We start from the raw sequence: 14,164 nt of genomic DNA, 5'->3' as shown, positions 1-14,164 counted from the left end.
CCCTTTCAGTGCATAAAAAACGGTAAAAAGGAGCTCCATTCGCGGAGACGGATTGCTTCTTCGATGTGCGGTGCCGCAATGACTTCTTCCTGTGCGAGGTCGGCAATGGTACGTGCAATCTTTAAAGTGGCATGGCTGCCCCTTCCCGAAAGTTCTCTTTTTTCGGCATTATGGGTAAAAATACGCTCCGCCTCGCCGGTCAGCGGACACAATGCCGACAGGGCTGACGGAGTTAGATGTACGTTTTTGTAGGATAGCTGTGCTGCCGATTGCGCAGTACCGGCGAGGTTGGAGTCTACCGTCTTGTTGTGTACAGGTGTTCCCGCCGCCGCTCCGCCGCTTAATCCTTTACGCATATATGCGGCATACCGTTCTCTTTGTATGTTATCCGAAGCCGCGATTTTTTTGCGCATATCGGCGGTATTGTAACACGGCTTTTCCGGCAGCCCGTATGCTTGAGTCGGAAACACCGGAATCCGCAAGTCGATGCGGTCAATCAACGGTGCTGTCAGTTTTTTCCAGTATTGTTCAACCACGGCGGGCATACACGTGCATACCTTACCGTCTGCGCCGAGATTTCCGCATGGGCATGAGTTGAGCGCCATAAGCAGCTGGAAGCGGGCAGGGAAGGTAGTTGCCCTGCCGGCACGGCTCAAAGTGACGGTTCCCGTCTCCAGCGGCGCACGGAGCGTTTGCAGTACCGTTTGTTTAAATTGTACGGCTTCGTCCAAAAAAAGGGTTCCGCCGTGCGCAAGGGAGATTTCGCCGGGCATACACTTTCCCGCGCCTCCGATCATTCCTTCAAGGCTGGCATTCGGATGCGGCATTCTAAACGGCGGGCGTTTAATCCGCACATCATGACCGCGCATACTCGGTAAAAGACCTGCGATGCTATAGATATGGGTAACTTCTTCCGCTGTTTTCGGGTCTAGGTCGGGTAGTAAGCTGGCAAAGCGCTGCATTGAAAGCGTTTTACCGCAGCCGGGCGGCCCGTAGGCGAGCACGCTGTGCCCGCCTGCCGCCGCAATATGCAATGCCCGTATCAGCTCGCCTTGCCCGTACACCTCCTCAAAAAAGCCGCCCGTACCCGTATTTGCCGCGGCATCCGCTTGACTCGGTTCCGACCATGAAGCGGCTGTGGAAATCGAGTTGCCTGTGTGTCCGATAGCTTCCCGTGCCGGTGCGCCGCTGTTTTTGTCGCCGCCGTTTGATTCGCTATTGTTTTCCACACGCAGCTCCGCTTCAATCGCATAGAGGCATTCCAAAGCTTCCCGCAACGTTTCAACACCGAATATGCGTACGCCTTGCTGGATACGGGCTTCCGCTTCATTTTCTTTCGGTACGATAAAGTACTCGATTCCGGCGGCAGATCCCGAAATCAAAGCTCCTAATACACCCCGAACCGGCCGTACCCTCCCCGATAGTTCCAGCTCTCCGATGACCATAACCGGCATATCGAGCGCACACTCTGCCTGCAATACGGCAAGGGCAATCGGTAGGTCAAACCCGCTGCCTTCTTTTTTCTGGTCGGCAGGGCTTAAATTAATCAGTATCCGTTCTTGCGGGAAAGGCAAATCAGAATTACCGATAGCAGCGCGCATCCGTTCCCGCGCCTCCTTCACTGCGGAACCCGGCAGTCCGACAATATCGATAATCGGCAGTCCGCGCCGCAAATCCGCTTCAACCTTGATAATCTCCCCTTCATAGCCGAAGGAGGCAAAACTCATAATAGTCATGCTCAGCTCCTCATCCTGCGACCGTCTCATAAAAAACACGATGGTTGCAGTTTCTTAAAGGATATATAGGGCATAAGCAGCAATTCGGCTAAAGATTTGAGGAAAAAATTGCTGTTTTTATGAAAATGTTAAGAAAAAATGTACTGTTTTAGTATTGTGGGGATTAAAAACGATGGAAATAAATCTTTAAGACAGGATACTCCATATCAATCGGACACCTGTGTATGTACTTTTTCTTTTATCAAGATGGTTCCTGTAGTGCCTTCGTTAAAGGCAAATTCTTTTGCAGCGGTATTTGCGACAAAGCTTTTGCCTTCGACGGTAACTTCCTCTTTTTGAGTAATCGTTACCGTTTCATCAGCAGGCGCCGATAAGAGGTTTTCTTTTTTTTTCCATATAAGGGCGGGGCTTCGGATAGAAAAATCATCTTCAATCAGCTGAAAGGATACCGTTTCGCCAAGCGAGTACTCTTCAGCTTTTTCATCGATGTATAAAATACCGGTTTGCCCCTTCATAGACTCTTTTTGTGTTTTGTTATCATACTGGACAAAACTGATATGCTTGCCCGCCCAAATTTTTTCCTCATCATACATTTCGAGCTCTTGCGCATACACGCTTAAATCGACGATCGCATTCTCGTATCGTTTTAATGTAACGTTTGTAAATATCATATCAGGTTGAGGCGCCGTTTGTTCAGGCAGTTCCTGATAATTAAACGAGCACGCTGTGTAGATAAAGATAATAAGGACAGGCCACAGCTTCATTTATTCCGCATCGCTTCCGGTTGTTTCGATAACGGTTTCGGTAATGATCTCTTCCGCTTCCGGTTTACGGGAATAGCTTACGGAAATATTTTTACCGCGGTACGGAAAATCATTGAGCTTCTCGATTATCTTATCCGCATCTTCATTCATAACCTGCACGAATGAGTAATTGTCGAGAATACGGATATCGCCGATTCGTTCGCGGCTTATATCCGCATTTTGGATGAGCAGCGTAATAATATCACGGGGAAACACACGGCGGCTTCTACCGATGCTCATAAAGATACTTACCGATTCAGACGGATCGAGCATCGGGCGTTCTACCGGCGGGCGGTCGGAAACATATCCCCGTGAACGATCGCCGAAGCGGGGATTCGGACGCCGGCTATACGGTTTCGAGCGGGGGAAGGATGAACCTTCAAATTCTTTGATTAGATAGGCGGCAATGTAAGAACGCAGTGTAAAGGGTACGTTCTTTCTAAAAATCTTACGATAAGCGTTAAGAACATCGGGATCTTCTTCCGTCTTAACGGTTTCTACTACTTCTTTAAGAAATGCGGTGATTTGTTCTTCATTTAATGCGGGTGTCTGTTTTACCACAATATTCTCCTCTTCAACTTAGCTCCGCCTCATCGGAGCATAACATAACTGAAAATCATTCATCGTGCGCCGGATTAGCCGACACTGGAATGCGACAATACTGCCATAGATAGATAATTTACTCAAGGGTAGGTTTAATTTTTGTTTTTAATATAAAACGATATGTTCATTCATTTCTCCATGCATTTTACCGTGATATGTCCGATGGGAATATCTGAAAAGTGGTTACTTTTCGCCATCTGCCTTATCGGATATTGATATAAAAACCGGTGATATACCGTATCCGTGCATCCGCTTCCGCCCAATACTTACTCTGCGGAAAGCTCTCTGTGAGCGTTCTGTATGCGTCGAGGGCGAGTCTGATATTGCGCATGGAACCGTTTAATTCATACGCGCGTCCTTTTAAAAACCAGCCTTCATCCAATTTCTCTTCCGCGGTGGTAAAGAAATTATCCAGATATGTTAAGGCGGTGCCTGCATCCGCTTCTGCGATTGCCGTACGCGCCTTTTCGAGCAATTGATCGGAACTGAGCGGTGCTTCTGCGTCCGCTGCTGCGGAGTTCTGTGCGGTTATACTGCCGGTATTCCCCATAACCGGGGATGCGGCTTCCGGTGTTCCGGCAGCTATGACCTGCTCCGAATTTTTGCTTTGAGAACCGCTGCCTGCTGTTTGCGGAGCTTCAGAGGCAGCTTGTGCCGTGTGTGTTGTCGTGCCGGTTCCGGTGTTTGCGGTCGAATTGCTTGACGGTTGGGAAGCGGTTTCTTTCGTATTTTTTTGGGCTTGTGTTTCTGCCGCATCCGCTTCGTTTTGGTAGTCCGGTGCTTTTACCGTTGATTTCGCTGCGGTTGAACGGGCGGCGCTGACGGATACGGCTACCGCATCAGTGACAAAATCGTTGGTAAATACATCAAAATAGGAGAAATGCAGTACATAATCGCCTTTTTTCTCCGCCGTAAACATAAAAATCGAAGTGTTGTCTTGCAGTTTACGCTGCTCATATTTTAATCCCGGTTGGGATGTCTGCTCACCGACATAGACCCATCCGTGCCCCGGATAGGTGAGTTCCAGCCGCTGCTTTTCTTCGACTGCTACCATGCGGGATACTTTGGGTTTTTGTTCGGTTTCCGGTTCTTTTGAAAGCGCAACGGTGAATATCTGCGGAGAAAAAAAGTCGCGCATCTCTTCCTGAAAGGTAGGCGGAGGTTCGTAGCCGTGTGTACCGCCCTGTTTTTCAAAAGCTGTGATGAGATCCGCAAGCGTTGTTTCGTACGCCGGTACGTTCTGCTTTGCAGAAGGGGCGGGCGTATCGGAAGTATCTGCTGCGGCTGCAAGCGGTACCGGTTCGCCGGTGGACGGAGCTGTCGGAATCTGCTCGGCGGCTGTATCTGCCGTCGCTGCGGGTGGTGCCGGACTCTCGACGGCTTTAGCGATAGCTGCCGCTGCGGGCTGTGCCGGTTCATCAGCGGCGGCAGTGTCGGGATTGGAAGCGGAAGCGGCCGATTTCAGCTCACCGGCTGCTGCAGTAGGCTCTGCCTCACCGGCGGTCTTTGTAGGGACAGACGTATCAGCGGCAGCAAGGGCAGGGGAGGCAGCCGCTGTCGGATTCTGTGCGGTTGTCTTGCCGCTGTTTCCTTCATCGTTTTGTACAACTGTCTCGCTGCTGTCCTGTTTGGAATGCTGTGCAACTGCTGCTACCGTTGGTTCGCTCTGTACTTTCGCGGCGGTTTTATCTGCGGTAGTGTTCTTTTGACCGGCTATTTTATCTGCGGGGGCGGCCGGAGTACGTTGTTTTTTCGATACGGCTGCGCCGCCGGTTGCCATATTTTTGTCGGTTCCTACTGCTTCCGATGCAGGTGTTCTTTTTTGCCGTTGGGATATGGTTGCACCGGACACGGTATCGATTGTCGCACCCGATACCGCATCGGGCTGCGATGCTTGTTTTGACTGCTGGGGGTCTACCGCTGCCGGCTGCGGAGATATCGTATTGCCGGTGTGAGAATCCGCTTCTACAGCAGGCTGTTCCTGCCGCGAAGGGGTATCCTGCGGCTTTTCTGCAGCAGTCTTTGTCGTACAGGCGGTAACTGGCACGAGGAGTAATACGAGAAGGATAAGGCAGGGCGGATAGATCGATTTTTTCACGGAACACTCTCCCATAATTTGTTCATTTGCCGTTCATTTATATCGTGCAGTTTTTGCATCTGCTCCGCATCGGGAATCGTATACCAATACTGCAAATCCGAATCAGTCCAGATTTTCTTTTGTTTGCGCGAATATTGTACCGGCGGAAGCTCAAGCGGCTCGTCGGGAAGCATAAAAATCACCGGATCGATTGAAATCATTACTTCATCAGGATCGACACTCGGCTTTTTTGTTCCGCTTAGTAAAATAATCACGGAAATAATCAACATGATAATCAGTAAACCGAGTGCAGAAGCTAGAACGATGAGCTTATGCGTCCGAATCGTTTCCATGATGTTCATCCGGCTGTTCCTCCTGAGTTGTATGTCGTCGCTTCGGCGGCCGTGAGGGAATGTAGATGCCTTCTTCCGGCTCTACATCCTCTTCTATAAAAGTATCGGCATCTTCTTCCGCTTTCTCCTGCTTTAATAACTCAATATCATTGTCCAATTTGATTGCAATGAGTTTGGAGACGCCGGATTCCTCCATCGTAACACCGAGCATGGTGTTTGCGCCGAGTACCGTTTTTTTGTTATGGGTGATGACGATATATTGGCTGACATTCGCAAAGCCGGACAGGGCGGTAACGAAGCGGCTGACGTTCTGCTCGTCAAGCGCAGCATCTATCTCGTCCAAGAGGCAGAACGGGGATGGCTTAACCATGTATGTTGCAAAAAGGAGCGCCACCGCTGTCATGGATTTTTCTCCGCCCGATAGCAGTCCGATGTTCTCCAGCTTTTTCCCCGGAGGCTGCGCGAAGATATCAATACCCGACTCAAGCACTTGCTTGGGATCGGTCAGTTTAATTTCCGCCCTGCCGCCGCCGAAGAGCCGCCTAAACATATTGTGAAAGTTCTTCTTGATCTTATTATAAGTGATGAGGAACAGCTCCGTAGACTCCGCCTTTATTTCATCCGTAATCCGCTGCAAATCCGAGCGGGCTTTATCAAGGTCGTTGATTTGTCCGGTTAAAAAATCGAATCGGGTCTTTACTTCTTGGAATTCCTCCGGAGCCATCAGGTTGACGCTGCCGAGGTCTTTCAGCTGTTTGCGCAACTCGGCAAGTTCCGTCCGTAAATCCATCGGGGAAGCGGTGATTTTATACATCCGCTCTTCAAATTCCATCAATTCACGCGAATGGGTTTCTCTAAAGTTGTCTTTGACGTTTTTGATTTCGATTTCAAGGGTTGCCGTATCGACATAATATTTTTCGATGAGCGAATTATGCTTGGCAAGTTCCGCATTGAGCGTTTTGAGCGTCCCTTCATTGCTCGAAAGCTCATTGTTGCGGGACGCGATTTCTTTTTCCAGCTGCTCGAGCGCTTCGGTCAACTGCCGCCCCTTGCGGTCAATCGATGCGATTTCTCCTTCGATTTCGAGGAGCTGTTCTTTTACCTCGTCAAAGCGTTTTTGCTCTGTGTACAGCTCGTTTTCAAGTTCGCGAAGCGCGTTTTGCTGTACCGTCAATTCTTTCCGCAAAAACGCCGCTTGCTGCTCGGCAGCATCGGATTCCGCCTTCATCTTGGTTTTATGGATACGGAGGTCTTCCAGCGTTTTCCGGTACTCGTTTATTTTTACTGCGAGCTGCTCGTTTTCGGTATGCAGATTGGCTATCTTTTTTCGTTTTTCTTCTATTGTATTTCGATTTGCTTCAATTGCCGCGTCGATACTGCGCTTTTGAGTGATAATGCCTTCCGGCGCTAAAAAATCATCGATAAAACTTGCAGAAGATTTTTTGTACTCCTGTAAATATGTTTCCAGCGACTCGGTTAAGCCGAGTAGTTCGGTAAACGACTGTACGGCGTTGTTAGCAAACTGTGCAGTCTCTTTTTCAGTATGATCGCTGAGCGCGGCAAAGTCCGAAAAGATATTCTTGCGGCCGTTTAACAGCACTTTGATTTGGCGGATGCAGTCAAAAACCTGTTGTTCCAGCTTGCCGCGTCCCTGCGCCGAATAACCTGCGGCGGAAAGGTTCTTATCCAGTTCCGTAACGATGTCTTCGGTGATGGCGCGGAGTTCGGTTTCCATACCGGCGCGTTTTTTGTCGAGGTCTTCAATCTGCTCCTGCAGCGTCATACGGGCGTTGTCGTTATCGGTAATTTTTTGCGACGCAAGCCGGAGACTTTCTTCAAAGTCGTCGATGTTTTTTTGAATATCCTGCACCTTCTTTTTAAAGTCGTGCACCTTTGCATCCTGCTCTCCGGCGTCCTCTTCAAGGTTTTCGATACGCTCTTCGAGCCCCGTCTTGCGCAGCTCCAGCTGACCGAGCTTGGTTTTCAGCTCGGTTTGCCGCTCCGCCTGTAAACGCGCCTGATTTTCCTTTCCGCGCTTTTCGATGGCGAGTCCGTAAATCTCTTTTTGATGTTCGTCGAGCTTTTTTTCCAAGCTGTTGACTTCGTCCATGTTCTCGGAAAGCATCGTATGGATGGAATCGATTTTGGTCTGTACGTCATCGCGCTTAGCTTTGGCTTCTTTTATGCTTTCCTCGCGCTGCGCATAGTCGTCGGTGAATTTTTTAAGGCGCAACAGCTGGATATCGAGGTCGTGTTCAAAGATGGCATCCCGCAGCGACCGGTGCTTGACGGTTTTTTCCGCCTGTACTTTTAGAACGTCGTAGGAGCGGCGCACCTCTCCCAATACGCCTTCCACTTGACGCATATTTTCTTCGGTCTTTTGCAGTTTGCGCTCCGCTTCGGCGCGGCGTACTTTAAACCGCGTAATACCGGCGGCTTCTTCAAACAAATAGCGGCGGTCTTCCGGCTTGCTGGAAAGAATTTGGTCGATCTTTCCCTGCTCCATGACTGAATACGCCGCCTTTCCGACACCCGTATCCCAAAAAAGCTCCCGCAGCTCTTTGAGCCGCACCGGCGTATTATTGATAAAATATTCGCTTTCTCCCGACCGGTAAAGCCTGCGCTTTATGGCAATTTCACTTACTTCAAGATTTAACAATCCGTTTTCGTTGCTGATAGTCAGCGTAACTTCCGCCACATTGAGCGCCTTCCGCGACTCGGTGCCGTTAAAGATAACGTCTTCCATCTTCTCCGCACGGAGCGTTTTTGACGCCTGCTCACCCAGTACCCACTTCATCGCATCGACGACATTGCTTTTACCGCAGCCATTCGGGCCGAGCAAGGCGGTAATACCTTCCGCAAATTCTATCCGCGTCCTATCCGCAAACGATTTAAATCCGAATATTTCAAGACTTTTAAGAAACACCCTGTCTATTAACTCCTCAAGAACTTGCCGTTTTCCATTCATTCAAGATAATCGGCAATCTCTTATATTCTATACTTTTTTAGGGAGATTGTGAACATCCGGCCGAAGGAAATTTTAGGGGTTCCCTATAACGCTTTGTGCTCGTTGCCTTTTATAACGGCATACCAATAAAAATAAGGGAGCCTGTGAGGGCGACGATAAACAGGCTCAATAAATTAACAGTGTTATTTGTTACAAAGTTTAAGCCTGCTGCCGGTAATTGGTTGATGTAAATCGCCTTATCCTGTAGTAAGCCGTTTAAGCCCTCGTACTTTCGCTGGAGGGTGGAGCCTAAAATACTGTCTATAACCGAACCGAAAAAACCCAGACACAGGGTTATAACAAATCCTTTGATGCCGAAGGCGGGAAGAGCAAGCAGGGACATAAGGGCGCTGCCTGTAAGACCTGCGAAAAAGCCGCAAAACGAAACGCCGCCCGATAAGCCCCGCGGAAGCGTTTTTCCGTTTATAATATTAAAAACCCGTCCCTTACACAGCATACCGACTTCTGAAGAAAAGGTATCTGCACAGGCGGCGGCAAATACGGATATTGCTAAGAGGGTAAAAACGGGATTATCCGTTTTTATGAGGGCTGAAAGCCACACCGAAACCGTTGCAGGAAGAGAGTTGCACAAAACCTGCTTCCAATTCCGTCTTCCGCCATGCTCTTGAGTGCGTTCGGCTTCCGCTTTTGTACTGTTTTTAAGCTTGGAACTGAAACTTCCGAGGATAAAAAACACAAGCAGACTTAGTGCCACCCATATTCCGCCGAAGGTATAGAGCGTTGCCGCCGTTAAAACCGCGGCGACAATGCCGTCTTCAGTGATAGACCTTTTTTTGTAAGCGATATAGAGGATAATTCCCGCCGCAAGCAAATACAGGGCAAAGCCGAGGCTCCAGTGATAGTATAAAAATGAAGCCAAGAGTCCCGATCCGATCGGAACCGAAAGATTGTCGCAACCGCGCTTTCCGGTTAATTCTATGAAACCTGTAAATAAGCCTGTTACCAGCGCTATCACCGCTAAAATCGGGAACGGGCGCGGAAAATCGGAACGGAGATTGAAATAAAACATCACCGCCAAACTAACGATAAGACAGGAAATAACAACGGTAAAAAAGCCGACAAGTGATTTTTCTGGCGCAAAGGGAAAAGGCTTTTTCCTTCCCCATTTTTTTCCGATGATTGCCGCAAGACCGTCGCCGTAGGCCATAGTCAATAAGCCTATCAGAGGCAGCATCAGCCAATTCAGCACAAAGCCGATACCGGAAAGAAAAAACATGGCAACCGCATAGTAAACCGTTCCCAAACTGTCATCGTTCCGCTCCATCGATGAAATAAGCTTATACTTTAAACTCAAGCTGTTTATGATAATAAAAATAAAGGGTATAAGCACTACAGCCCACAAATCAGTAAAAAATGGAACGATAAATACCCAGTTTCCTACCAGGATGTGTACGAATTTTCGGGTAAATTCACTGCTTCCGTTTTTCAACTTTGCAATAACTCCCGATACAAAAATAACGGCTAAAATATAAGCCATCGAAATGCCCAAGGCGACCATATTTTGCATATTATCTCTCCTTTGAAACAGCGGTCGCCTTACGGGACTGCAATTCTGTGATAAGTTGTGTTGCTTTTAAAATGAGTTTGAATTTTGTGAGCTTTGATGTTGAGCAGCGTCTTGAAAAGCAGTTATACCCGTTTTTTCTCACCTCATCTTCAATAGCCTGATATATCAGGGCTGCTGCCGCTACGGAAAGCCGGCATGAGCTTTGAAAATACATAAGGTATCTTACATAATCGTTATAGAAACCTGTTCCAAGCCTTGAAAGTTCTTCCCACAATGCTGTGAACTGTGCAGGTATCGCAATGTTGCCCTGTACTGCCGCTTCGCTCATGTGTAAAATGTCATCCTTTGTCAGATTATGCGTGATCATCATGTCCTGAGGAAGGTAGATCCGATTGCGCGTCAGTATATCTTCTCCTATATCGCGCAAAATATTGGTTATCTGCATACCGATACCGAGATTTTCACAGGCTGAAAGAAAATCCTCATCGCAGGGATTGATTTTCTCATCCGCCAATATGGGGGCGAGCATCAAGCCTACCGATCCTGCAACAAGACGGCAGTATTCGATAAGTTCGTCGCTTGTTTTGATATCTTTAAAGTGAAGATCGAGGCGCTGCCCACGTATTTGGGCTAAAAAGCCGTCTTTTGGGATTGAAAACCTTTGTATCGTATCCGAAAGTGCAGGGAGCCATTCTCCCATAGGAGTTTTTAAAGCCTCATCTATTCCGGATGCATTCTGCAAGCTGCCGTACAACGATAAAACAGTTTTTTCAAGATTTTCAAGAAGGGCTTCGGTTTGAGCCGCTGTACGAGATGCAAACATATCGTCTACGAGATCATCAGCATAGCGGCAAAAAGCATAGACTGCGGCAATGGCATTAAACCGTTCTTCGCTTAAGCGCGAAAAGGCACGGTAAAAACTTTTTGCCCTGTTTTTTATCAGAATCCGTGTAGCCCGGTAGGATTGTTCCAGAACTGTTATCGTTTTATCCTCATTTTGAGCCGCTATCATCGGGATTGTCTTTTCTCAGTTCGCAAGCACATATCTTTCCCCCTTCGATAGCGATTGGAACACCCGCCCCCGGATGGGTACTGCTTCCCGTAAAATACAAGCCCTCACAGTGCTTTGCCTTCGATTGAGGACGAAGGTGATTGCTTTGCCGTAAGGTCGGCTGTAGACCGAAGGTTGCCCCGTAGTGTGCATTAAAACGGTTTCTAAAATCATTCGGTGTAAATACGTGTTCCGAAACGATTTCTTCTTTCAGGTTTTCAAGTCCGGGAATCGATTTCAGGGATTCGAGGGCTTTTTCGCGGTAATAATCGACCGTCTTTGCATCCCACTCATACTTTACGGTTTTCAGTTCGGATACCGGTATTAAAAGATAAAAGCTCGATTTTCCCTGTGGCGCGGTATCGGGATCCGCATTTGAAGGCACATGAAGATATACCGACGGATCTTTAAGCAAATCGCCCGTAAAAATCGATGCCAGGTTGTCGTCCAAATCTTCGGAAATGACAAAATTATGAACGCTCAAATCCTTGTGCGGATTTTTGACTCCCCAGTAAAATACCAAACAGGAACACGAATAATCCATGTTTCTGATTTTTTCGTCCGTATATTTTCCGCGCGTTTTTTCGTCGTCGATCAATTCCTTCATCGTATAGGGGAAGTCTGCATCCGAAATAACATAGTTGGCTTCAACCTCTTTGCCTTTGGTGAGGACTCCCTTTACCTTTGCGTTTTCTATGAGGATTTTTTCGACCGGACTGTCGTAATGAATTTTTCCACCCAATTCCTGAAACAGCTTTGCCATCTGTTCAGCCATGGTGTACATACCACCTTTTATAAACCATATACCGTAAAAGAGTTCTATCATCGGAATGATGTTATATAAAGAAGGTCCTTTTTTAGGTGATACGCCTATGTACAGAGTTTGAAAGCTGAACATACTGTGTAGGTCGGCATCCGGAATAAACGAGGCCATCATTTTATCCGCACTGTTAAAGGTTTTTAATTTCAGTGCCTGATACAGGGTATATGGATTATACATATCGAGCGGCTTTCTAAAAGGGCGAGTGATAAAATGTTTTACGGCGACAATGTAGCGCCGGTATATTTCATTCAAATAAGAAATAAAACCTGCCGAATTGTCGGTTCCCTTTGCTTCAGCCATATTCATTAAATCAACAAGATTGTTATTGACTTTATAATGTCGCGGCCTTTCTCCCTTAAAATACACTTCGTACATCGGGTCAAGCCGCGTCATAGGTATGTAATCATCGGGATCTTTACCGGCAAGTTCAAAAACCTCGCGGTAGACGCTCGGCATCATCACAATAGTCGGTCCTACATCGAAGCGGTAGCCGTCCTCATGTATGGGATGCATTTTACCGCCGCTGACCTTTTCTTTTTCATAAATTTCGACTTGATAGCCTGCATGTTGCAAGCGTATAGCCGCTGAAAGACCGCCCATTCCGGCGCCTATAACGATAATCTTTTTCATGTAATCTCTCCTTCTCTCTACATATATAGCGAGAATTGTTTTTTGTCAATTAGTAATCATTCTGATGATCTTGATTCGCAGAGATAAATTTTAATAAAAAAGATACCAAGAAGATAATAATAAGTAAAAGCAAGCAAGGAAATCAACATACAGAGGCAGAGCACACAATATAAAAACAATTTTCCCAAGAACTAATTGTAAGTACGGGGAGTACCCGATTTACAGTCCGCCGAGGAAGATACCGGCAATAACTAAAATTAGGCATACGGGCACAAAGACATACTGCATATAGGGGGCGTACCAAGTGCCGATTTTATGCTTGGCATGAAGGTTGATATCCTCAAGTATCCGCTTTGCTCCGTATACCCAAAAGATGACAAAGGCCGCCGTAACTGCTGCGAGCGGAAAAATGATGATAGCGACAGTGTCGGTGAAGGTGCCGAATACCTTCATGTCAAAGTTGAGGGGGACGGCGATACATGCCGCTAACACGGTGATAATAATCGCGGCTTTTTTTCTGCCGATTCTGAATTTGGACATCAGCGACTCGACCGGTACTTCCAACATAACAATTGAAGAGGTGAGGGCCGCGAACATTGCGCAGAGAAAAAAGAGGATGCCGAAGATATAGCCCGCCGGCATGTGTGCGATAATTTTAGGTACGGCAATAAAGAGGAGCGCCGCACCCGCTTGCGGATTGATTCCAAGCGAATATGCGACCGGAACGGTGAAGAGGGCGCACATCACCGAAGCAAGAAAGTCCAAACCTGCCGTTTGGCGGGCGGTACGAGGAACATCGGAACCTTCCGGCATATAGCTTCCGTATATAAGCATTGCAGCTCCGCCGAGACTGAGGGTAAAGAATGCCATGCCCAGCGCATATATCCAGATTCTTAAATGACCGAATGCTTCCCACTTAGGCCTCAGCATTATGGCAACTCCGCGTAATGCGCCCGGCAGGGTGAGCGCACGGATAACCATCACGGTAACAACGATGTAAAAAGTTGCCATCATCACGGTGGTAAAGCGTTCGATGCCTTTTTGAATGCCGAGACTGACGATCAGCGCCGTTGCAACAAGGGCGGCGAGCGTCCACGGAATATTGGCGGGCGTTCCTGCAAAGGATTCGAAAAAAGCGGGATGCAGCACTGGAAATGTATTGGTAATCGCCAATACAAGATAACGCAGTATCCATCCGATGATAACGGTGTAGAACGATAAAATGCCGATAAGGGCTACGACCGGAAACCAGCCGACACCGCGGAGTAGGGGATTCGCGGTTTTTTGCGCAATAACCGATTCAAAGGCAAGTACCGGCCCCTTACGCATCTTGCGTCCGAATGCATATTCTCCCATCAACCCAAAGGCGGAAAAGCCGAATAAAAAAATGAGGTACGGAATAAGAAACGTGATGCCGCCGAACTCCGCTAAGCGGGCGGGAAACATCCAAATATTTGCCAATCCCATTGCCGAGCCTACGCAGGCAAGGAGCATTCCGATGTTTGTTTTAAAAAGTTCTCGTTTTTGTTTCATTTTTACCTCAATAATTTTGC

10 protein-coding genes are annotated in these 14,164 nt (G+C 47.7%); all 10 read right to left on the bottom strand.

Annotation, left to right across the window (positions count from 1 at the left end; translation table 11 throughout):
- Positions 1-5: 5 nt before the first annotated feature.
- Positions 6-1,736, bottom strand: a complete 1,731-nt coding sequence (locus E4N66_RS07300; RefSeq protein ID WP_253727480.1) for a YifB family Mg chelatase-like AAA ATPase — start codon at positions 1,734-1,736, stop codon at positions 6-8.
- A gap of 206 nt (positions 1,737-1,942) precedes the next feature.
- Complete coding sequence (gene lptC, locus E4N66_RS07295) at positions 1,943-2,500, bottom strand: LPS export ABC transporter periplasmic protein LptC (protein ID WP_253674353.1); 558 nt, start codon at positions 2,498-2,500, stop codon at positions 1,943-1,945.
- Complete coding sequence (locus E4N66_RS07290) at positions 2,501-3,100, bottom strand: DbpA RNA binding domain-containing protein (RefSeq protein WP_044016617.1); 600 nt, start codon at positions 3,098-3,100, stop codon at positions 2,501-2,503.
- Between the two features lie 244 nt (positions 3,101-3,344).
- Entirely contained in the window at positions 3,345-5,240 is a 1,896-nt protein-coding gene (locus E4N66_RS07285; protein WP_253727479.1) for an outer membrane protein assembly factor BamD, read from the bottom strand.
- The gene (locus E4N66_RS07280; protein ID WP_044016615.1) at positions 5,237-5,581 is read right to left on the bottom strand and encodes a hypothetical protein; all 345 of its coding nucleotides are present in this window, start codon (positions 5,579-5,581) and stop codon (positions 5,237-5,239) included. The genes E4N66_RS07285 and E4N66_RS07280 overlap by 4 nt, the downstream gene beginning before the upstream one ends.
- Positions 5,550-8,498 (bottom strand): AAA family ATPase, encoded by a 2,949-nt coding sequence (locus E4N66_RS07275; RefSeq protein WP_253729438.1) that lies wholly within the window; start codon positions 8,496-8,498, stop codon positions 5,550-5,552. Before E4N66_RS07275 ends, E4N66_RS07280 begins: the two co-directional genes overlap by 32 nt.
- 151 nt (positions 8,499-8,649) lie before the next feature.
- Positions 8,650-10,107, bottom strand: coding sequence for a DUF92 domain-containing protein (locus E4N66_RS07270; protein ID WP_253727478.1), 1,458 nt, complete (start codon positions 10,105-10,107; stop codon positions 8,650-8,652).
- Between the two features lies 1 nt (position 10,108).
- Positions 10,109-11,119 carry a phytoene/squalene synthase family protein gene (locus tag E4N66_RS07265; protein WP_253727477.1) on the bottom strand — a complete coding sequence of 337 codons (1,011 nt, stop codon included), beginning with the start codon at positions 11,117-11,119 and terminating at the stop codon, positions 10,109-10,111.
- The gene (locus E4N66_RS07260; RefSeq protein WP_253727476.1) at positions 11,100-12,611 is read right to left on the bottom strand and encodes a phytoene desaturase family protein; all 1,512 of its coding nucleotides are present in this window, start codon (positions 12,609-12,611) and stop codon (positions 11,100-11,102) included. Before E4N66_RS07260 ends, E4N66_RS07265 begins: the two co-directional genes overlap by 20 nt.
- 219 nt (positions 12,612-12,830) lie before the next feature.
- Positions 12,831-14,144: a sodium-dependent transporter gene (locus tag E4N66_RS07255; protein ID WP_253727475.1), complete on the bottom strand. Its 1,314-nt coding sequence runs from the start codon at positions 14,142-14,144 to the stop codon at positions 12,831-12,833.
- Positions 14,145-14,164 lie beyond the last annotated feature (20 nt).

The organism is Treponema sp. OMZ 857 (assembly GCF_024181085.1).
Taxonomy (GTDB): Bacteria; Spirochaetota; Spirochaetia; order Treponematales; family Treponemataceae; genus Treponema.
Note: the sequence above shows the minus strand (reverse complement) of the source record. Positions and strands in the feature narration are given on the sequence as shown.